Here is a 21429-nt window from a genome sequence, read left to right as displayed (position 1 = left end):
CCTTTTTGATCTTTTGATATACCCCTACATTTCTTATCTATTCCTTCCCTTCTATCCTTGCTATCATTAAGCAAATTTTCAACCTAGTGTGATCTAATTGAACAAACGTCTAGTGGTTAAAAATCTTGGTCGACAAGATTACGAACCGGTATGGAAAGCAATGCATACTTTTACCGATGAACGTGATGAAAATACATGTGATGAAGTATGGCTAGTGGAACATAACCCTGTATTTACACAAGGACAAGCAGGCAAAGAAGAACACGTTCTTGCTGCTGGTGATATCCCTATTGTAAAAAGCGATAGAGGTGGACAAGTGACTTATCACGGTCCGGGTCAATTAGTTGCTTATGTATTAATTAATTTGCGACGTAAAAACATTGGTGTACGTGAATTAGTAACGCATATTGAAAATACCGTAATCAATACATTAAGTCATTTTAATGTTGAGTCAGCAGCACGTCCTGATGCTCCGGGAGTGTATGTTGATAACAAGAAAATCTGCTCATTAGGATTACGCATCCGTAAAGGATGTTCATTTCATGGATTAGCACTTAACATTAATATGGATTTGTCTCCTTTCCTACGTATAAACCCTTGTGGTTATGCTGGTATGGAAATGATCCAACTTCATGACTTAGTTAAAGATAACATGACAGTAGAGAATAAAGCAGAACACGTCGAAGATGTTCATCCTTTACTGATTAAAGAATTAACAACATTACTTGATTACACTGATATCGAGTATTTAACGGAAAGCAGCAATCATGAGTAAGCCAATCCAAATGGAAAAAGGTGTAAAATACCGCGATGCCGATAAAATGGCATTAATTCCAGTTAAAAACATGCCTACAGAGCAAAAAGAAGTACTACGTAAGCCTGAATGGATGAAAATCAAACTTCCTGCTAGCAGTAAACGTATCGACGATATCAAATCAGCAATGCGTAAGAATAACCTTCACTCGGTATGTGAAGAAGCCTCTTGCCCTAACCTAGCTGAATGTTTTAACCACGGTACGGCAACCTTCATGATCTTAGGTGCTATCTGCACCCGTCGTTGTCCTTTCTGTGATGTTGCCCATGGCCGCCCTGTTGCACCAGAAGCTGAAGAACCAAAAAAACTGGCTAAAACAATTCAAGATATGAAATTGAAGTATGTCGTAATTACTTCGGTTGACCGTGATGATTTACGTGATGGCGGTGCTCAGCATTTTGCAGATTGTAACCGTGAAATCCGCGCATTAAATCCTGAAATTCGCATTGAAACATTGGTTCCAGATTTCCGTGGCCGTATGGATCGCGCTCTTGAAGCGATGATCGATAACCCGCCAGATGTTTTTAACCATAACTTAGAAACCGCGCCTCGTCTTTACCGTAAAGTACGCCCAGGGGCGAATTACCAATGGTCTTTAGATCTGCTTAAAAAGTTCAAAGATCAGCACCCGAACGTTCCAACTAAATCGGGCCTAATGATGGGCCTAGGTGAAACAAAAGAAGAGATTGTTGAAGTATTAAAAGACTTACGAGCTCATGGTGTAACCATGCTTACTCTAGGTCAATACTTAGCACCAAGTCGTCACCACTTACCAGTAGAACGCTACGTCCCACCTGCTGAGTTTGATGAGTTAAAAGAAATCGCATTAGAGCTTGGGTTTACTCACGCTGCCTGTGGTCCTTTTGTTCGCTCTTCTTACCATGCCGATCTTCAAGCTAAAGGCGAAGAAGTGAAGTAAGGTCTAGGGTCTAGGGTCTAGGGTCTAGGGTCTAGGATGATATGACCCCTTAAAAGTAGACACGGGGTTTTAGTTACTTAACTCAAAATCTATGGGGCTCTTTCCTCCTAGAGTCCCATGCCTTCTTATCGGATTATAATAGCCATCGATATAAAGTCGACTTTGCATTGTCATCTCTTCTCTTGATAGTTGCCCTAAACAGCTTATCCATTCCTTTTTATACTGAGCAAAGAAACTCTCTGAACAAGCATTATCCCAACAGTTTCCTTTACGGGACATACTGATTGTTATTCCTCTCTTGTACAACCAACGCATCGTCATCTCTGACGTATACTGAACTCCTTGGTCTGAATGAAACATCAATTGACTACCATCAGGTCTACGTCTTTCCCAAGCCTTCTTTAAACTACGAACTACAAGCTCTGCGTTGTTAATCCTACTCGTCGACCAACTGATGACCTTTCTTGAGTAAAGGTCTAATACAACACATAAGTACTGCCAACCCTCACTACATCGGACCTGAGTAATGTCTGAAGTCCAAACCCTGTTTGGCTGTGATACTGAAAACTTTCGGTCCAGTAAATTAAAAGCTGGAAAGCCTAATTTCTGCTTAGGCGCACACCCATGCCTCTTCTTACTCGCTCTGGAACGATAACCAAGACTTTGAAGCAGACGTTGGATCCGTTTCTTATTACAAATAAAACCATAAGAGATAGCGGCTTCATAGAGTTTTCTATAGCCAGGGACACAGTGTTGACGTTCGCTTTCGTCTTTTAAAAAACACTTCAATTCAGCGTTATATCTATCGCGAAGCGTAGGCTCTCTATTTAACCACTTATAATACCCTGAAGTGGACACATCAAGATAGCGACAAAGTTTTACTACCGGCCTTACTGGGCTTGAGTACTTGGAAATAAACTCAAATCTTATTCTCTTCGTCTTTCGAAGTAGGCCGTCGCCTTTTTTAAGATATCGTTCTCCAACTCCGCATCTGCTAAGCGTTTTTTAAGTTCGACAACCTCACGCTCTAGTTCTTTTAGCGATTTTTCAGGGCCTTTATTAGGAATGGGCGCTACTGTGTGTTTTTTAGATGTCATCTGGCTTCTCCATTTTACCAATAGCTGAGGAGCGATCCCAATAGAGATCGCCACTGATTTTACTGTATCTGGAGAGTCTAATGACTGTTGAACTGCGTTTCTTTTGAACTCATTAGAAAACTTTCGTTGTGATTTGATTTTCATGTCACTCAATCCTCGTGATCGAGTGTCCACTTTATTGGGGTCAAATCAGGGTCTAGGGTCTGAATAATAAAAAAGGTTGACGTTTTTGCGTCAACCTTTTTTGTTTATAGGTACTTTAGAGTATTGAATTAAGAACGGATTAGATAATCTGCTTTACCAACCCATTTATAGCTTGTTAGCTCTTCTAAGCCCATTGGACCACGCGCGTGAAGCTTCTGAGTAGATACTGCAACTTCAGCACCCAAACCAAATTGAGCACCATCAGTAAAACGAGTTGATGCATTAACATATACTGCAGCAGAGCCAGCTGTATTAATAAATTTCTCTGCTGATTCAATATTATTCGTTAAAATAGTATCTGAGTGACTCGCGTTATGCTTTTGCATATGTGCAGCAGCTTCATTCACATCTGCCACTACTTTCACACCTAATGTGTAACTTAGCCATTCGGTATCAAAATCACCCTCTTGCGCTTCACGTAATGATACGCCTTCAAACTCTTTTAATAGTCCGTAAGCTTTAGGCTCTGCCACTAACTCAACACGACCAGCCATACTATTAGCAAGTAATGCTAAAAACTGTGGTGCAACCGCTTCATGAACCAATAAGGTATCTAGTGCATTACATGCAGATGGGCGTTGTGCTTTTGAGTTATCAACAACAACTAACGCTCTTTCTAGGTCAGCGCTTTCATCAACAAAAGCATGACTAATACCAAAGCCGCCAATGATCACAGGAATAGAGCTGTTTTCTTTACACATTTTATGTAAACCAGCACCACCACGCGGAATGATCATATCAACATAATCATCCATAGTCAGAAGTTGAGACACTAATTCACGATCTGGTTTTTCGATATATTGAACAGACGCCGCTGGTAATCCTGCTTTTTCCAAAGCGACTTGAATAACTTTTACCAATTCCATGTTAGAGAAAAACGTCTCTTTACCACCACGTAAAATGCTTGCATTACCTGTTTTTAAACACAAGGAAGCAATATCAATAGTTACATTTGGTCGTGCTTCATAAATCACACCGATAACCCCAATAGGTACACGACGGCGTGATAATGACATACCGTTTTCAAGGACTTTACTATCAATCTCACTACCTACAGGATCGTTCAGATTAATAACATTACGCACATCATTAGCAATACCAACCAAACGCTCTTCAGTTAATAGAAGACGATCTTGCATCGCTTCAGAAATACCAGCTTCTACTGCGGCTTTAATGTCTTTTTCATTAGCTGCTAATATCGCATCTTTATTTGCTTCTAATTCATCAGCAATAATTGCAAGTGCTTTATTCTTTTGCGCTGTTGGAGCAACAGCTAAGTCAAATGCAGCGGCTTTAGCTGCTTGACCCATAGTTGTTAAATTCACAATATATCCTTTTACTAAATCAGTACTAAATCATCACGATGGATAGCTACAGGGCCATATTCGTAGCCTAATACTGCGTAAATATCCTGACTGTGTTTTCCTAAAATCTTAGATAAGTCATCACTTGAATAACGTGAAATACCACGAGCGATCAATTCACCTTTTGTATTCACAATTTTCGCTACGCCACCACGAACGAAATGGCCTGATACTTCAGTGATACCTTTACTTAATAAACTGCTGCCTTTTTGTTGAACTGCATTAACAGCGCCTTCATCAATAACAATGCTGCCTTTTGATGGAGGTCCAGCTAAGATCCAACGTTTACGGCTCTCTAGAGCACACTCAACAGGTAAGAACTTCGTACCTTGAGGTTTAGAGTTAACCACATCAGTAATTACATTCTCAGCACTACCAGCGGCAATAATTACTTCGATACCCGCTCGGCGCGCCACATCAGCAGCTTGCAACTTCGTCGCCATACCACCGGTACCAAGTGTTGTACCACTTCCGCCAGCTATCTTGCGTAGTGTTTCATCGATAGTATGAACTTCTTTGATCAATTCTGCTTTTGGATCTTTACGTGGATCAGCGGTAAATAGACCCGATTGGTCTGTTAACAATAATAATTTATCTGCACCCGCTAAAATACCGACTAATGCAGAAAGGTTATCGTTATCACCAACTTTAATTTCATTGGTTGCTACCGCATCATTTTCATTAACGATAGGAACGATATTATTTTTTAATAGCGCCTGAAGCATATCTCGTGCATTCAAATAACGCTCACGATCATCCAAATCAGCTCGAGTTAATAGCATTTGACCTACGTCGACACCATAAATACCAAACAAACTTTGCCATGCTTGAATTAAGCAACTTTGACCAACAGCAGCTAATAACTGCTTGTTAGCCATGGTTTTGGGTAGTTCGGGGTAGTTAAGATGCTCACGGCCAGCAGCAATTGCGCCAGACGTAACAACAATAACTTGATGGCCAGCTTTTTTTAGCTGAACACATTGGCGAACTAATTCGACCATGTGTGCTCTATCTAATTTTAATGTGCCACCGGTGAGTACACTTGTACCAAGTTTAACGACTATGGTTTGAGATTGTGTATTCAATTCCCTACTACCTATTTTACTTAAATAAATGATGTAAATTTTACGACGATAATCATCGTAACGTTGTTGGTAAAACTGACACTACTTTTAGCAAGCAAATCAGAACAGTACAAGCTTAAAATAGCATTTAATAACATTTCACTTTAATTCTATTAATAAATAGAGAAACTATTGCTTCATTTCCTCTTTGATCCATTCAATCATCTGCTTTAATGCTTCTTCATAGCCACTATGTAATGTCTTACTATTTAGCTCAACCCCTTTACCATATTTGCTAAAGAGCGCCGCTAATTTGTTATCTGACTTAGGTGAAACAGGATCATCCTTCAGACCAATAGCCAAAACAGAAACTGATGTTTTTCGCCCACCAGACAAGAAACCTTGATTTTTAAGCGACCATGCTTGCATTTGACTTGTAAGGCTATTTATATCAACAACTTGCTTAGCCAACCTTGAAGCTAACACATCAAGATACATTTTAGGCATGGTTTTTAATCTTGTTGAATTGGTCAGAATTTGATGAACAGGAGCACCCAATGCAACACACGCTTTTAATCGATTTGGCTCTAAAAACGAAAGACGCAATGCGACATTACCACCAAATCGAAATCCCATAACAGCAGCATGAAAACGATCTACCCACGGAATATTTGGAAGATAATTCAATACAGCTTGATGCAAACAACTTGAATCTTCACTTAATGGCCAGTGAGAACTATGACCTATTGATGGCATATCTAATGTCAACATCGCCATATTATTAGGGGCAAGAAAGTCACGATACAAACGCCACATGTCCGTTTGTAGTGAATCCATGCCACCACTCACTATAACGACAGGCAATGGTTTTTCTGTATTTGGTAAATGCAAATAGCAGGTTATTTTTCTTCCCTGATACGGTACAAGTATTTTTTCAACACGGTGAGAAGTTTGTTTTGCTGCCATATCATAGGCTTGACTAGCTAACACTTGTGATTGAATTGCTAGATTATCTCCCTTTATATGAGGATAACCTGCCACACTAAAATACAAACTAGCTTTAAAATACGCTTCTGCTGCCTCATCACCATCCAGTTCCGAAGCCGTTTTTTGATGTTCCATTCCCGCATGGATCCATTCATAGGCCCAGTTTCCAGAATGATAACCGCTTACGGTATCTAACCATTCATCACGAGAACGATGCTTTTGACTATTTGCAATACGAGCCAATATGGATTCAAGCTCTATTGCATCTACGCCTTGCCATATCCATTGTGGTCGGCGTAATTCACGATACCAAGTACGCCCACTTTGTTCCAATTGCTCCAAACTACTCGGAAGATAAGGAACCAAGCCTGACGTCTCTAATGCTTGCTTATGGTTTTTAAACAATTTAACTGAAAGGTTTTCACTCTCTGGTTGAGGCATATCTACCACCAATCAACAACATATTCATCTTCTCACTATATACTGAAAGAAGAATAAGGAATATGAAGAAGCGAATAAAATTAAGTTTTGAATAAAAAAAATGACCCTATAAAAGAGTCATTTTATTAAAATATTTTTTGCTAATTATTTTTTAGCAATAGGATCGACGTAAGTTACCGCCATATCCCAAGGTTGTTCAATCCATGTATCTTGTGGGATATCTACAACATAAGCGTCTACTAGATGTACGCCTGCAGGTTTAGCACATACCGTTACTAATTTACCTTTAGGGTACATTTCACGTAATTTAACCGCAGTATCACCGCTATCTACTAGATCATCAATGATGATGAAACCTTCACCGTCACCTTCCATCGCTTTAACAACCGTCATATCACGCTGATGATCATGGTCATAGCTTGAGATACATACTGTATCAACATGACGAATATTTAACTCACGAGCCAAGATTGCAGCAGGAACTAAACCACCACGGCTCACAGCCAAAATACCTTTCCATTGATCGGCAGGAAGTAACTGTTCAGCAAGCTGACGAGTATACATCTGCATGTTATCCCAAGTGATTACAAATTTATTAGCCATAATTGACAAAACCTCTAAGTGACACAGTCATCAACGACTATGCCGTAAAAATAAATTTCAGCGTGAATAATGCAGCTAGAACCCAAACGCTGATATGAACTTCGCGACCTTTACCACTAAGCAACTTAATTGCAGCGTAAGAAATAAAGCCTAATGAAATACCATCAGCAATAGAAAAGGTTAACGGCATTAATAAGCATACCACAACAACTGGGGCTGCTTCAGTAAGATCTCGCCAATCAATGCTAACAAGACCTGACATCATCAAAATCGCGACATAGAACAAAGCACCAGCGGTTGCATAAGCTGGAACCATTCCTGCTAATGGAGCAAAAAACAATGCAAGTAAGAACAGAATACCAACAACAACAGCTGTCAAACCAGTTCTACCACCTGCAGCTACCCCTGCAACACTTTCAATATACGATGTCGTATTTGAAGTACCCAATAAAGCACCAACAGATGTCGCTGTTGAATCAGCAAGTAACGCTTTATTTAATCGAGGGATATTGCCGTCTTTGTCCATGATCCCAGCTTTTTGTGATACACCAACTAAAGTGCCGGCTGTATCAAATAAATCAACAAACAAAAAGGCAAACACAACAGTTAACATGCTTAGTTCAAACGCACTAGAAAAATCTAATTGTAAAAAGGTAGGTGCGATACTTGGTGGCATTGACATAACACCAGCATATTGAACTTCACCAAAAAGCAGCGAAAGTGCAGTTACAGCCAAAATAGCAATCATAACAGCAGCTTTATAACCACGATGCACTAAAGCAATGGTTAAAAAGAAAGCTAATGCCCCCATAACAGCAGGAAAACTGTTAATGTGGCCCATTGAAACCAATGTCGCAGGGTTATCAACAACAATCCCTGAATTTTTTAGTGCAATAAATGCCAAAAATAACCCAATACCGGCAGAAATGCCCGTTCTTAAAGAAAGAGGGATTGAGTTAATAATTAATTCTCTAATCTTAAATAAGCTAAGAAGAATAAATAAAACCCCTGACATAAATACTGCAGCAAGAGCGACTTGCCATGTATGACCCATACCTAAAACAACGGTATAAGTAAAAAAGGCATTAAGTCCCATACCTGGAGCTTGAGCTATCGGGAAATTTGCAACAAATCCCATAATGAAACAGCCAATAGCTGCTGCAATACAAGTTGCGACAAATACAGCCCCTTTATCCATTCCCGCATCCGCCAAAATCGCTGGATTAACGAAAATAACATAAGCCATGGTTAAAAACGTGGTTATACCAGCTATAACTTCAGTACGAACAGTCGTACCATTAGCTTTTAGTTGAAATAATTTCTCAAGCATTAGAGTAATTTCCTAGTGAATTTATGCAATCTAAACGTTTGCGTAATCGATTGGCTGAGAATTATAAAGTGGAATTATGCTAATTTCTAGCGATAGTTGCCCTTTTAATAAGCAAACAGTAAATAAAGTGAATGCACTAATCTTACGATCATGAAATTAATTTAATGATTCAATTAGTTAGAATGAAAAATAAAAAGAGTGTGGAAGTGATTAATATTTTTTAGATAAAAAAAAACGCCATCCAAAATAGTTTTGAATGGCGGAGAATTAACTGCCCATAAGGGTAGAATAGAATTCCAATTATAGGGGTATTACTTTAACGTATAAAACCGAAGTTTTATTAGTAACCAAAGCACATTGGGTACACAAATTGACTTGTGTATACAGAGCGTTGATTCCAGAATTTTGAAGAACTTAAAAAAGACATAACATCACCTTATCAATTGATAGTTTTTAACATTTTAAATTGATCTCGGTTCCTTGGAGGCGATAAATCGGACTCATCCTATGAGCATTTTTTTCTGCCTTATCAGCAGATGAGATAACTATACCACCAAGAAATTAAATTACAACAAAAACATGACGAGCCTCACATAAAAAACAGAAAATAGCTTATTGACTATACTAATAATGTAATTTTATTACGAAACCGTTTGCGAATGCTGCTCATTTAATCGTCTGTCATTTCATCATTTTAAATTGTTTTTCCATTTAGAATATCAAACAGAGTAATTCGCTAGATTCAGAGGTATACTGAATTGTATTAACAAACAATGACTCAAATAATTAGAGCATTAATAAGTAAAAACCGTTTTCATAAAGGAGATTCTTGTGTCTGAGATCAGTCAACTAACCCCTCAACCTCTTTGGCAATTTTTTGACAAAATCTGTTCTATTCCTCACCCTTCAAAACATGAAGAAGCATTGGCTCAATACATTATTGAATGGGCAACAACTGAAGGTCTAGATGTGCGCCGTGATCCTACTGGTAACGTTTTTATTAAAAAACCAGCAACACCAGGCATGGAAGATCGCAAAGGCGTAGTTCTACAAGCTCATATCGATATGGTTCCACAAAAAAATGAAGATACAGAGCACGACTTCACTAAAGATCCAATTCAACCGTACATTGATGGTGAGTGGGTAACGGCAAAAGGAACGACGCTTGGTGCTGATAACGGCATGGGTATGGCATCTTGTCTTGCAGTGTTAGCATCAAAAGAGCTAAAACACGGCCCTCTAGAAGTATTATTAACTATCGATGAAGAAGCAGGTATGACAGGAGCTTTTGGTCTGGAAGCTGGATGGTTAGAAGGTGATATCCTTTTAAACACAGATTCAGAGCAAGAAGGTGAAGTTTACATGGGTTGTGCTGGTGGTGCCGATGGTGCTATCAAATTAGACATTGAACGTGAAGCCCTTCCTTCTGGTTACATCACTCGACAAATCACACTAAAAGGCTTAAAAGGTGGTCATTCAGGTTGTGATATTCATACTGGCCGTGGAAATGCTAACAAACTACTAGGTCGTTTTTTGGCTGGTCACGCACAAGAGCTTGATTTACGCCTTGTTGAATTCCGTGGCGGTAGTCTACGTAATGCAATTCCACGTGAAGCTTTTGCTACTATTGCAGTTCCTGCCGAAAATGAAGCTAAGTTAGCCGAATTATTTACTTTCTATACAAACCTATTAAAAGATGAATTAGGCAAAGTAGAAACAGATATCGTTAGCTTTAACGAAACAACATCTGCAGAACAAGTACTAACAAAGAACACTCAATCTCGTTTTATTGCGACCCTAAATGCATGTCCAAACGGCGTAATTCGCATGAGCGATGATATCGAAGGTGTAGTTGAGACATCATTAAATGTTGGTGTGATCACCACTGACGAAAACAGCATTACTATTCTATGTCTTATCCGTTCATTAATGGATTCAGGCCGTAGTATGGTTGAAGGTATGCTTTCATCTGTTGCTGAGTTAGCAGGAGCACAAGTCACGTTCTCAGGCACTTACCCTGGTTGGAAACCTGATGCGGATTCAGAGATCATGCACGTTTTCCGTGATGTATATGAAGGTATTTACGGCAATAAACCTAATATCATGGTGATTCATGCTGGTCTTGAGTGTGGGTTATTTAAGAAACCTTATCCAGAAATGGATATGATTTCATTTGGCCCAACGATTAAGTTCCCTCACTCTCCTGATGAGAAAGTGAAGATTGATACTGTTGCATTATACTGGGAACAAATGGTGGCTATTTTAGAAAATATTCCTAAAAAATAATGCTATCTAACTAAACAACAAACGGTCAGCACATGCTGACCGTTTTTTATTTACGCAATTATAATCTAAATAAGTACCTAATTTCTCTTACTTAAATTCGTGCAATCCGACGTCTATTTGTAGATCTTAGGATTTGTAGAACCCCAAATAACATAAAGTTCAGGCATGCTACGGCTACTGAATGCTTCCATTTCTTTCGCCTCAATAGTGAATTCATTTTGCTTACCAAATAATACAACCTCATCTCCAGGCTGCACATTTTTAATATCAGTGACATCTACCATTGTGGTATTCATTGATGTTACACCAACAACATTCGCTTTTTGCCCATTAATCAGTACATAGCCATTATTACCAATAGAGCGAACGTAACCATCAGAATAACCTAATGGTAAATTAGCTAAAATAGAATCGCGCCCTAGCACATAAGTACTGCTATAACCAATGGTGCTCCCTTTTGGTAAATAGTTTAAAGAAGCCACAGATGTTTTGAATTGAACAATGCGCTTGTATTCAGGATTATTTGGCATATCACCATAAAGAAGACCACCAGGGCGAACCATATCTAAGTGCGCTTCAGGTAAATTGATTGTGGTGTATGAATTTGCCACATGCAGTGTAATATCATCACGGTTTAATTGTGCTTCATCAATTAACCATTGGCTCTCTTGTTTAAAAAGATTTAATTTAGTGCGAATTTCATCGACAGATTCATTTGGGAAGTGAGTCATAATGCCAACAATGTTCACATGTCCATTAAAGGCAATGTTTAATGCTTCTTTCTTACCCTGAGGTTGTGATAAATCCAAACCATTGCGACCCATACCACCAGCATTCAAAGCCAGGTGCACAGGAATAATCGTGTTGTTCTGTTTTGCTAATTTCGCAATAATATTAGCTTGTTCACTTGAACCAATTAACTCTTCAATTTTATATTGTAAACCAGATTCAATTTCATTCGGTGATGCCGCACGAACGCGCATTAGTTCGCCGACAAAACCTTTAGCACGCACAATACGAGCTTCTTCATTACTTGTTATACCAATACATTCAACATTGCGCTCAATAACTGAGGCCATTAAACCTTCAATACCATTACCATAAGCATCCGCTTTCATTATGGCGCACACTTTTGTGTCTTGCTCTAATGATGCTCTTAAAGTATCAATATTATTTTGGAAAGCTTGGGTATCGATCTCTAACCATGCGTTAGTTTGTTGAATTTTTTCTTGATTTGTTAATGTATCTAAAGAAAGAAGTGGAGCTGAATTAGCGATACTTGGTAATGCCAAACTTAACGCTAATGCACATTTAGTAAACTTCATAAACAACCGTTTTTATATAATAATTATTTCGAAAACTCGAAAGGGAATTATATATCGTCGTTTTTTTAACCTCTACAGAAACAGTGCAAATAAGAACCAACTGATTTAACTTTAATCAAAAATCAATAAATTTAAATGGAATTTATATTAAAATCTCAACACTGAAACACTAAATTATATTATTCATCATTAAATGAGTTGTAATTGTTGAAAAAACTCTTTCTCTTTGAGCGTAACACTTAATCCAATTAAACGAATCTCTCTTCCCTTTTGCCTTTCTAACACCTCTTCTAACAGCTCCTTAAAAAATGGTAGCGTTAAGTTATGATGTACATGTTCAATTGTCGTTTGTTGAAAGTCAGCAAACTTAATTTTAATCCCTTGCTTGGCAATAAAAGTTGAACCATTCGCTTTTAATAACCTTTTTTCTAACTCAGGAAATAACCTATTTTCGATAACATCCCAGCATTCATTAAAACTACTGATATTATGTGTAAATGTCCGCTCTACTCCCACAGATTTTCGGTTTCGTTCAGTGACAACCTCTCTTTCATCAATACCATGAGATCTTTTCCACAATGACGCTCCCATCTTCCCAAATTTCAGTAATAAATCTCTTTGATCACTCTTTTGTATATCTTCACAAGTATACAGCCCAAATTGATGAAGACGCTCCAAACTCACTTTTCCTACTCCAGGAATTTTCTCTAGAGGTAACCCCTTAATTTCATTCATCATGGAATCAGGGGTAATAACATACTGTCCATTTGGTTTATTAAGATCTGATGCAATTTTAGCTAAGAATTTAAGTGGGGCGATTCCAGCAGAAGCGGTAAGCTGAAGCTCATTAAAAATATCTTTTCTGATTTGCTCTGCTATTAATGTTGCAGAACCGTGTAAAAGTGAGCAATCACTAACATCTAAATACGCTTCATCTAATGAGAGGGGTTCAATTTTATCGGTATATCGTCGAAATATACGATGAATATGGTGAGATACTTCTTTATAGACCTGCATTCGGCCCGGTACAACAACGAGATTTGGGCATAATTTTAATGCTTTACCTGTTGGCATAGCAGAACGAATACCAAACTTCCTAGCTTCATAATTACAAGTACTTAGTACACCTCGTTGACGTTCATGCCCCCCAACCGCCAAAGGTACATTGCGTAAACTGGGATTATCTCGCATTTCAACAGCCGCATAGAAGCAATCCATATCAATATGAATAATCTTTTGATTTCTAGTTACTTGCTTCGAAGAAGGTAATTGGTAGTCGATACTCATAAAAATTAACTGTATAAAAACACAGTCAATAATAACTTTGAACCATTTTTTATTCAAATAAAAACAGCACCAATAATAGGTGCTGTTTAAAAATGGAATTATGAGGTATTAATTATGCGATACGGTCTTTTTCCCATGCTGCTAATTTTTCAGCTCTAAGTGCTGCTTTAGCTTCACGCTTTTTGCGGGCATCGCATGGTTCAGGACAATTACAAACTTTATCAATACCAACAGCACCAAGACCACCACAGCTACCTTTTACAACTTTACGCTGAATGATGTAACCAATAGCCATTGCAGCAATCACCGCTAAGAAAACAAAAAATGTAATCAGAAATGTATTCATTATTTACTCACTTACTTCAAAAAAGGCTTAAAGGCTTCAGATGCTATCTCTTTAAAGCCATCTTTCGTTTTCACTATCATGAAAACAGGAATATTGTGTTTATTAGCAACCTCTATACCTTGCTCTTCACCAAGAAGCATTAAACCCGTAGCAAGTCCATCGGCCGTCATTGATGATTTATCGAGTACCGTTACAGATACTACCTTATTTGATATAGGGTAACCTGTAATTGGGTTAATAATATGAGAGTAACGGATACCCTCTTTCTCAAAGTATATACGGTAATCACCAGATGTCGCTACTGCATGATGACCCGGCTCTATAATCTCTTGAATCGCACGCTCATCAACTGATGGTTTTTCAATTGCGATACGCCAAGCAACATTTTCTTTATTTTTGCCTTTCACTCGCATCTCACCACCGACTTCAACCATGTAATCAGTGATGCCAAGCTCTTCTAGGTAATTAGCAACAACGTCAACACCCCAACCTTTAGCAATAGTTGATAAATCAACATATAACTCAGGAATATCTTTTGTAACAGTGGTTTCTGTAGCTGTTAAATGCTGAATACCCACAATTTTACGTCGTGCATTTAATTCTTCATCAGTAGGAACGACTTCTGGTCGAGCTTCTGGACCAAATCCCCATAGATTAACAAGAGGACCAACAGTTACATCAAGCGCACCTAAAGTAACTTTATTTAATCGAATAGCTTCTTTAATAACTGTTGCTGTATCTTTTGATACGGTAAATGGGGTCAGTTCTTTACTTTGGTTAAAGCGACTCAACTCTGAATCTTTTCTGTAAGTCGACATTTGGTCATTAACAAGCTCTAATCGCTTATCTATCTCCGCATGAACGTCTTCAGATTTAGGCAGTCCATCTTTGCTTATATATTTAATATTATAGCTTGTCCCCATCGTAGGGCCATTCAGATACACTTGCTCACGCTGATCACCACAACCAGCAAGTAAAATAAGGGCAAAACAAGATAATAAAATAAGTTTTGCTTTATGAATTAACTGAGTAAAACTGACAAACACTGCCAACTCCTTTAAATACAAACAATACACAGGAATATAAATTTAAGTTTATTTACTAAACCTATAACCCTGTACTTTGTCAGGTTAAATACGGACCATAAATACGAAAAAAGGCTGACTCAGTACTGAGTCAGCCAATATTTCTTACTTCAATAGATTAACCACCGAAGTCATCTAGTAAGATGTTTTCATCTTCAACACCAAGATCTTTCAGCATGCCGATAACAGCAGCGTTCATCATTGGTGGACCACACATGTAGTATTCACAATCTTCAGGTGCTTCATGATCACGTAAGTAGTTTTCATAAAGAACATTGTGGATAAAGCCTGTGTAACCATCCCAGTTATCTTCTGGCATTGGATCAGAAAGTGCACAGTGCCATACGAAGTTTTCGTTATCAGCCGCTAGGCCATCGAAATCTTCAACATAGAACATTTCACGCTTAGAACGTGCACCATACCAGTAAGACATCTTACGCTTAGACTTAAGACGTAATAATTGGTCAAAGATATGAGAACGCATTGGCGCCATACCTGCACCACCACCGATGAATACCATTTCATTGTCAGTATCTTTAGCGAAGAACTCACCAAATGGACCAGAAATAGTACATTTATCACCAGCTTTTAGTGACCAAATATAAGAAGACATTACACCAGGTGGAACATCAGGATTATTTGGCGGCGGAGTCGCGATACGAACGTTCAGTTTAATAATGCCTTTCTCTTCTGGGTATGAAGCCATAGAGTAAGCACGGATTGAATGTTCATTAACGATTGACTCGTAACGGAACAAGTTAAACTTATCCCAGTCACCACGATATTCTTCAGGAATATCAAAATCCGAATATTTAATATGGTGTGGTTCAGCTTCAATCTGAATATAACCACCAGCACGGAATGGAACTTCTTCACCTTCAGGGATAGCAAGCGCTAACTCTTTAATGAAAGTAGCTTCGTTATCATTAGAGATAACAGTACATTCCCACTTTTTAACACCAAAGATTTCTTCAGGAAGTTCAATTTCCATGTCAGTTTTCATTGAAACTTGACATGCTAGGCGCTCACCTTCGCGAGCCTCACCTTTTGAAATGTGATCAAGCTCTGTAGGTAGAATATCACCACCACCAGATTTCACTTTCACACGACACTGACCACAAGAGCCACCACCACCACAAGCAGATGATACGAAAATACCAGCGCTACCAAGAGCACTAAGTAATTTACCACCTGGTTGTGTAATGATTGCTTTATCAGCATCGCCATTTACAGAGATAGTAATGTCACCTGATGGTACTAACTTAGATTTAGCGAATAAGATCACTAATACTAAAGCCAATACAATAATGGTAAACATCGCTACACCAAGAATAATGCTTTGCATTTGTTATTCCTTATTATTGGGTGCTTACCCTACAGTTGAACACCAGAGAAAGACATAAAGCCTAACGCCATTAAACCTACTGTAATGAAAGTAATACCAAGGCCACGAAGACCTGGAGGTACATCAGAGTACTTCATTTTTTCACGAATACCAGCAAGTGCTACGATAGCCAACATCCAACCAATACCTGAACCAAAACCGTATACTACAGATTCAGCAAAGTTATAGTCACGTTGAACCATGAAAGATACACCACCGAAAATAGCACAGTTAACTGTGATTAACGGAAGGAAGATACCTAGAGCATTGTACAAAGGTGGGAAGAAGCGATCTAAGATCATTTCTAGAATTTGTACTAGTGCTGCAATTACACCGATAAAAGTAATAAAGCTAAGGAATGTTAAATCAACACCCGCAACTAACGCATTTTCTTTTAGTAGGTACGTATAAACAAGGTTGTTCACAGGTACAGCGATTGTTAGAACAACAACTACCGCAACACCAAGACCAAACGATGTTTTTACTTTCTTAGATACAGCTAAGAACGTACACATACCTAGGAAAAATGAAAGCGCCATGTTTTCGATGAAGATCGATTTAACAAGTAAACTAATATAATGTTCCATTTCGACCTTACTCCTTCGCTTCTACTTGTTCTGGTTTAAGGATACGGATAGCCCAGATCATAAAACCAATTAAGAAGAATGCTGATGGTGCTAGAAGCATTAGACCATTTGGTTGGTACCAACCACCGTTAGAAACAAGTGGAAGAACTTCAACACCAAATAGCTTACCAGAACCAAGAAGTTCACGGAAAAATGCTACTGTCATCAGTACAAAACCATAACCAAGACCGTTACCAATACCATCGATAAACGATGGGAATGGAGCAGACTTCATTGCGAACGCTTCCGCACGCCCCATTACGATACAGTTTGTAATGATCAAGCTTACGAATACTGAAAGCTGTTTAGAGATATCGTATAGATATGCTTTCAATACTTGGTCAACAACGATTACCAAAGAAGCAATGATCGCCATCTGAACGATGATACGAACGCTGTTTGGCATGTGGTTACGAATTAGCGAAACGAATAAGTTAGATAAAGCAGTAACAAACATTACCGCTAAAGTCATAACGAAAGCCGTTTCAAGCTTAGTTGTTACAGCTAGAGCTGAACAAACACCAAGAACTTGTAGCGCGATAGGGTTGTTATCCAACACCGGCGCTAAAATGCTCTTTTTAATATCTTTTGCGCTAGCCATTAGTTCAGACCTCCATCACGAACTTTAGCAAGGAATGGACCGAAGCCATCATTACCTAACCAGAAGTCAAACGTGTGTTGAACACCGTTACCTGTTAGCGTTGCACCAGAAAGACCATCTACACCGTACTCAGAACCAGCTGGAGCACCGCCTTTAACGATCTTAATTGCAGGTTTATGATTTTCATCAAACAGTTTCTTACCTACGAATTGTGCACGCCACGTTGGGTTTTCAACTTCACCACCAAGTCCCGGAGTTTCCGCTTGGTCGTAGTAAGTGATACCCGCAATAGTGTTACCATCAGTCTCAACTGCAACAAACGCATACATCATTGACCATAATCCAGTACCGTGAACAGGTAGGATAATTTTAGTCACTTTGTCGCCATCTTTAACTAGGTAAACAACACCCACGTTTGCACGACGAATGATTTTTGCTTTATCTTGCTCAGCTGTTAGCTTAATTGATTGTTTTGGATCTTTAGCTGCTTTACGTTGATCGTAAGTAGCTGCGTCACCATCAACGAACTCACCTGTTGCAAAATCAACAAGACGAGGTTCGATGTTTGCAGCGAATAGCTCAGGAACAGTACCTGAACCTGTAACACCTGCAACTTCAACAATTTTGCTTTGCTTATCTAGAACTGCGTTTGCTTTTTGCTTATCACGCAGACCAACTGCCGCCGTTGATACGATGATTGAACACACTAGGCTCAAACCAATAACAACACCGAGAGTCTTTTTAATGCTATCGTTATTACTTGCCATAGCGTTTTAGTCTCCGTTTCACGTTACCTTCAACTACAAGGTTATCAAACAGTGGAGCAAACAAGTTTGCAAATAGAATAGCTAACATCATACCTTCAGGGTATGCAGGGTTAACTACACGGATCATTACAGCCATACCACCAATTAAAATACCGTACCACCACTTACCTTTATTAGTAAATGAAGCCGATACTGGGTCTGTTGCCATAAAGATCATACCAAACGCGAAACCACCAAGAACTAGGTGCCAATGCCAAGGCATGCTGAACATTGCATTTGTGTCAGAACCGATTAGGTTAAACAGTGTAGACACTGCAACCATACCGATCATTACACCAGCAATGATACGCCATGAAGCAATACGCATGTAAACGATCATTAGACCACCAAGGATCAGAGCAAGAGTCGAAACCTCACCAATTGAACCTGGGATATTACCAATGAATGCGTCCATCCAAGTGATTGTGTCGCCAGTAATTGTATTTACTAGGCCACCTTGACCGCCTTGTGCCCATTGGCTAAGTGCTGTTGCACCAGAGAAGCCATCAGCAGCAGTCCAAACTGTATCACCTGAAATTTGAGCTGGGTATGCAAAGAATAGGAATGCACGACCCGCTAGCGCAGGGTTTAGGAAGTTACGACCAGTACCACCAAAGATTTCTTTCGCTACAACAACACCGAAAGTAATACCTAACGCTGCTTGCCATAGTGGAAGTGTTGGTGGAACGATCAATGCGAAAAGGATAGAAGTTACAAAGAAACCTTCGTTAACTTCATGCTTACGCACCATACAGAACAATACTTCCCAGAAACCACCAACAAGAAACACTGTTGCGTAGATTGGTAAGAAGTATGTTGCACCCAGTAGCATGCTACTGCCCCAACCTGCATCAGCACTTACTGTGCCACCTAGCATTTCAGTCAACCAGTAGTGCCAGTTGCCAGAAATAACTGCTGCAAGTTCAGCGCCTGAATACATATGTTCAAGAGCAACAATTGCTTGGTTACCTGCGTTGTACATACCCCAGAACATTGCTGGGAATACCGCAAACCATACCATGATCATGATACGTTTTAAGTCAACGCTATCACGAACATGTGAACCACCTTTTGTTACTGTACCAGGAGTATAGAAAAGTGTTGCTGTTGCTTCGTATAAAGCAAACCACTTCTCATATTTACCGCCTGGCTCAAAATGATGTTCAACTTTTTCAAATAAATTTAAAAGGCTCATCAATTACCCTTCCTTCTCGATGGTATCCAAGATCTCACGAAGCATTGGACCATACTCATATTTACCAGGGCACACATATGTACATAGACCTAGATCTTCTTCATCTAATTCTAATGCACCTAAGCGTTGTGCACTGTCAACATCACCAGCACAAAGGTCACGCAATAACATGGTTGCTTCCATGTCTAATGGTAATACGCGTTCGTAGTTACCGATTGGCACCATTGCACGATCACTACCGTTAGTAGTTGTCGTCATGTTAAACAGTTGACCTGAGAATAAGTGACTCAAGAATGAACGAGTTACTGAGAATTTGTTTTTGCCAGGAACAGCCCAACCAAACAATTCTTTCTCACGACCTTCACGAAGAACAGAAACTTGCTGATGGTAACGACCAAGGTAAGCGTGAGGACCTGATGCTTGCGTACCGTTAAGTACAGAACCAGAAATCACACGAACTTCACCAGGCATTACTTCACTGTCAGTTAAATCAGCTAAGCTTGCACCAGTAATAGTACGAACTAAGCGAGGATTATTTACTGCAGGGCCAGCTAAAGATACGATTCTTTCAGAGTAGATTTCACCCGTTAAGAACAGTTGACCGAATGCAATCACATCTTGGTAACCAATGCTCCACGCTACATGATTTGTATCTACAGGATACAAGTAATGCATGTGAGTACCGGCTAAACCTGCTGGATGAGGGCCATCAAATACATGTTCTTCAACATTTTTTTGAGAAGAACGAGGTAAGCTACCTCCTTTCTTACATACATAAACTTTATCGCCTGTTAATACAGATAATAAGTCTAAGCCTGCAACAAAAGCTTCTTCTTGTTGGTTAATGATCACTTCTGCATCAGCCGCTAACGGATTAGTATCCATAGCAGTAACAAAGATAGCCTTTGTTTCAGAATCAATCGCTGGAACCTTGCTGAACGGACGAGTACGTAATGCAGTCCATGCACCTGAATCAACCAGTTGTGTTTTAATCGTTTCACGATCAAGCGACACTAGTTCATTTGCTGCATAGCTATTAAAAGTAACCTGCTCTTCGCCTTCAACTGCAATTACTACAGATTGAAGTACGCGCTTCGCACCACGGTTAATTTCAACAACCTTACCACTTACTGGAGCAGTAAATACTACGCCTGGATTCTTTTTATCAGCAAAAAGAACCTGACCTTTCTTTACTACATCTTCCACGCGGACATGCATCGTAGGACGCATACCAACGTACTCTTCGCCAAGCAAGGCGACTTTAGTGATGGATTTACCATCATTAATCACCTGAGTAGGAACACCTGCAATAGGAAGATCCAAACCCTTTTTTATTGTAATCATACGCACTTGCACTAATTTTATGGGAAAAAAGATTCTATATAAGACACGACACTGCATGTGTCCAGTATTGGCGACACAAATCACGCAACACTATTAACATCCTAGTAATATGCTTTTTACATAAATACGAAAAAAGCTGTTTTAAGGCGGAGGATTCTATCATTTTTTATGGTGTAGATGCCACGTTCAATGACTCGATTCCTGCTATTTTTTACTATTCATTGTCAGAAATCATTGAAATAGGTTGAGCATTTTAGACCTACTGCACAATTCTTGTTCAAAATCAAAAAATACCCCATAAGTAGCAATGACATTAAATAT

19 protein-coding genes are annotated in these 21429 nt (G+C 39.1%); 3 read left to right on the top strand and 16 right to left on the bottom strand.

All coding sequences use genetic code 11. The features are described from left to right. Positions 1 to 97: 97 nt before the first annotated feature. Together lipB and lipA are read left to right on the top strand one after the other, a co-directional pair. Complete coding sequence (gene lipB, locus AVFI_RS03795; RefSeq protein ID WP_011261452.1) at positions 98 to 775, top strand: lipoyl(octanoyl) transferase LipB; 678 nt, start codon at positions 98 to 100, stop codon at positions 773 to 775. Then, positions 768 to 1733 (top strand): lipoyl synthase, encoded by a 966-nt coding sequence (gene lipA / locus AVFI_RS03790; protein WP_012533182.1) that lies wholly within the window; start codon positions 768 to 770, stop codon positions 1731 to 1733. Before lipB ends, lipA begins: the two co-directional genes overlap by 8 nt. Positions 1734 to 1802: 69 nt before the next feature. Here lipA and AVFI_RS03785 read toward each other — a convergent pair. From AVFI_RS03785 to AVFI_RS03760, 6 genes are all read right to left on the bottom strand, one after another. After that, positions 1803 to 2974 (bottom strand): IS3 family transposase gene (locus AVFI_RS03785; RefSeq protein WP_139073841.1). Its coding sequence is split into 2 segments (ribosomal slippage): positions 1803 to 2704 and positions 2704 to 2974, totalling 1173 coding nucleotides; the frame shifts between segments, so codons are not numbered across the junction. 128 nt (positions 2975 to 3102) lie between these two features. Further along, positions 3103 to 4359, bottom strand: coding sequence for a glutamate-5-semialdehyde dehydrogenase (locus tag AVFI_RS03780; protein WP_054775848.1), 1257 nt, complete (start codon positions 4357 to 4359; stop codon positions 3103 to 3105). Between the two features lie 14 nt (positions 4360 to 4373). Next, on the bottom strand, positions 4374 to 5483 hold the full coding sequence (proB, locus tag AVFI_RS03775; RefSeq protein WP_011261449.1) for a glutamate 5-kinase: 1110 nt from the start codon (positions 5481 to 5483) through the stop codon (positions 4374 to 4376). Between the two features lie 168 nt (positions 5484 to 5651). Continuing rightward, a complete protein-coding gene (gene frsA, locus AVFI_RS03770; RefSeq protein ID WP_012533583.1) occupies positions 5652 to 6890 on the bottom strand; it encodes an esterase FrsA in 1239 nt (412 codons plus the stop codon). A 144-nt stretch (positions 6891 to 7034) separates the two neighbouring features. Next, a complete protein-coding gene (gene gpt, locus AVFI_RS03765) occupies positions 7035 to 7493 on the bottom strand; it encodes a xanthine phosphoribosyltransferase (RefSeq protein ID WP_005418150.1) in 459 nt (152 codons plus the stop codon). A 37-nt stretch (positions 7494 to 7530) separates the two neighbouring features. Then, complete coding sequence (locus AVFI_RS03760; RefSeq protein ID WP_065597186.1) at positions 7531 to 8823, bottom strand: NCS2 family permease; 1293 nt, start codon at positions 8821 to 8823, stop codon at positions 7531 to 7533. Positions 8824 to 9654: 831 nt separating this feature from the next. Here AVFI_RS03760 and AVFI_RS03755 point away from each other — a divergent pair. After that, positions 9655 to 11109, top strand: coding sequence for an aminoacyl-histidine dipeptidase (locus tag AVFI_RS03755; RefSeq protein ID WP_065640618.1), 1455 nt, complete (start codon positions 9655 to 9657; stop codon positions 11107 to 11109). A gap of 113 nt (positions 11110 to 11222) precedes the next feature. Here the strand turns inward: AVFI_RS03755 and alr are convergent, their stop codons facing one another. The 10 genes from alr to AVFI_RS03705 form a co-directional block, all read right to left on the bottom strand. Further along, positions 11223 to 12434, bottom strand: coding sequence for an alanine racemase (alr, locus tag AVFI_RS03750; RefSeq protein ID WP_063653214.1), 1212 nt, complete (start codon positions 12432 to 12434; stop codon positions 11223 to 11225). 189 nt (positions 12435 to 12623) lie between these two features. Continuing rightward, positions 12624 to 13721, bottom strand: a complete 1098-nt coding sequence (dinB, locus tag AVFI_RS03745) for a DNA polymerase IV (RefSeq protein WP_054775856.1) — start codon at positions 13719 to 13721, stop codon at positions 12624 to 12626. A 112-nt stretch (positions 13722 to 13833) separates the two neighbouring features. Then, entirely contained in the window at positions 13834 to 14067 is a 234-nt protein-coding gene (gene nqrM / locus AVFI_RS03740; protein ID WP_005418142.1) for a (Na+)-NQR maturation NqrM, read from the bottom strand. Between the two features lie 11 nt (positions 14068 to 14078). Continuing rightward, positions 14079 to 15071: an FAD:protein FMN transferase gene (locus tag AVFI_RS03735; RefSeq protein ID WP_373367051.1), complete on the bottom strand. Its 993-nt coding sequence runs from the start codon at positions 15069 to 15071 to the stop codon at positions 14079 to 14081. 199 nt (positions 15072 to 15270) lie between these two features. Continuing rightward, entirely contained in the window at positions 15271 to 16497 is a 1227-nt protein-coding gene (gene nqrF, locus AVFI_RS03730; protein WP_005418137.1) for an NADH:ubiquinone reductase (Na(+)-transporting) subunit F, read from the bottom strand. A gap of 29 nt (positions 16498 to 16526) precedes the next feature. After that, positions 16527 to 17123, bottom strand: a complete 597-nt coding sequence (nqrE, locus tag AVFI_RS03725; protein WP_005418136.1) for an NADH:ubiquinone reductase (Na(+)-transporting) subunit E — start codon at positions 17121 to 17123, stop codon at positions 16527 to 16529. Between the two features lie 7 nt (positions 17124 to 17130). Continuing rightward, a complete protein-coding gene (locus AVFI_RS03720) occupies positions 17131 to 17763 on the bottom strand; it encodes an NADH:ubiquinone reductase (Na(+)-transporting) subunit D (protein ID WP_005418135.1) in 633 nt (210 codons plus the stop codon). Beyond that, positions 17763 to 18530, bottom strand: a complete 768-nt coding sequence (locus AVFI_RS03715; RefSeq protein ID WP_054775851.1) for a Na(+)-translocating NADH-quinone reductase subunit C — start codon at positions 18528 to 18530, stop codon at positions 17763 to 17765. The genes AVFI_RS03720 and AVFI_RS03715 overlap by 1 nt, the downstream gene beginning before the upstream one ends. After that, positions 18520 to 19764 carry an NADH:ubiquinone reductase (Na(+)-transporting) subunit B gene (locus tag AVFI_RS03710; protein WP_005418132.1) on the bottom strand — a complete coding sequence of 415 codons (1245 nt, stop codon included), beginning with the start codon at positions 19762 to 19764 and terminating at the stop codon, positions 18520 to 18522. The genes AVFI_RS03715 and AVFI_RS03710 overlap by 11 nt, the downstream gene beginning before the upstream one ends. Before the next feature lie 3 nt (positions 19765 to 19767). Continuing rightward, positions 19768 to 21108 (bottom strand): Na(+)-translocating NADH-quinone reductase subunit A, encoded by a 1341-nt coding sequence (locus tag AVFI_RS03705; protein ID WP_065624598.1) that lies wholly within the window; start codon positions 21106 to 21108, stop codon positions 19768 to 19770. Positions 21109 to 21429 lie beyond the last annotated feature (321 nt).

The sequence above is a fragment of the Aliivibrio fischeri ATCC 7744 = JCM 18803 = DSM 507 genome, assembly GCF_023983475.1.
Classification (GTDB): Bacteria; Pseudomonadota; Gammaproteobacteria; order Enterobacterales; family Vibrionaceae; genus Aliivibrio; species Aliivibrio fischeri.
The sequence above is the reverse complement of the archived record's forward strand: the minus strand, read 5'-3'. Positions and strand labels throughout refer to the sequence as shown.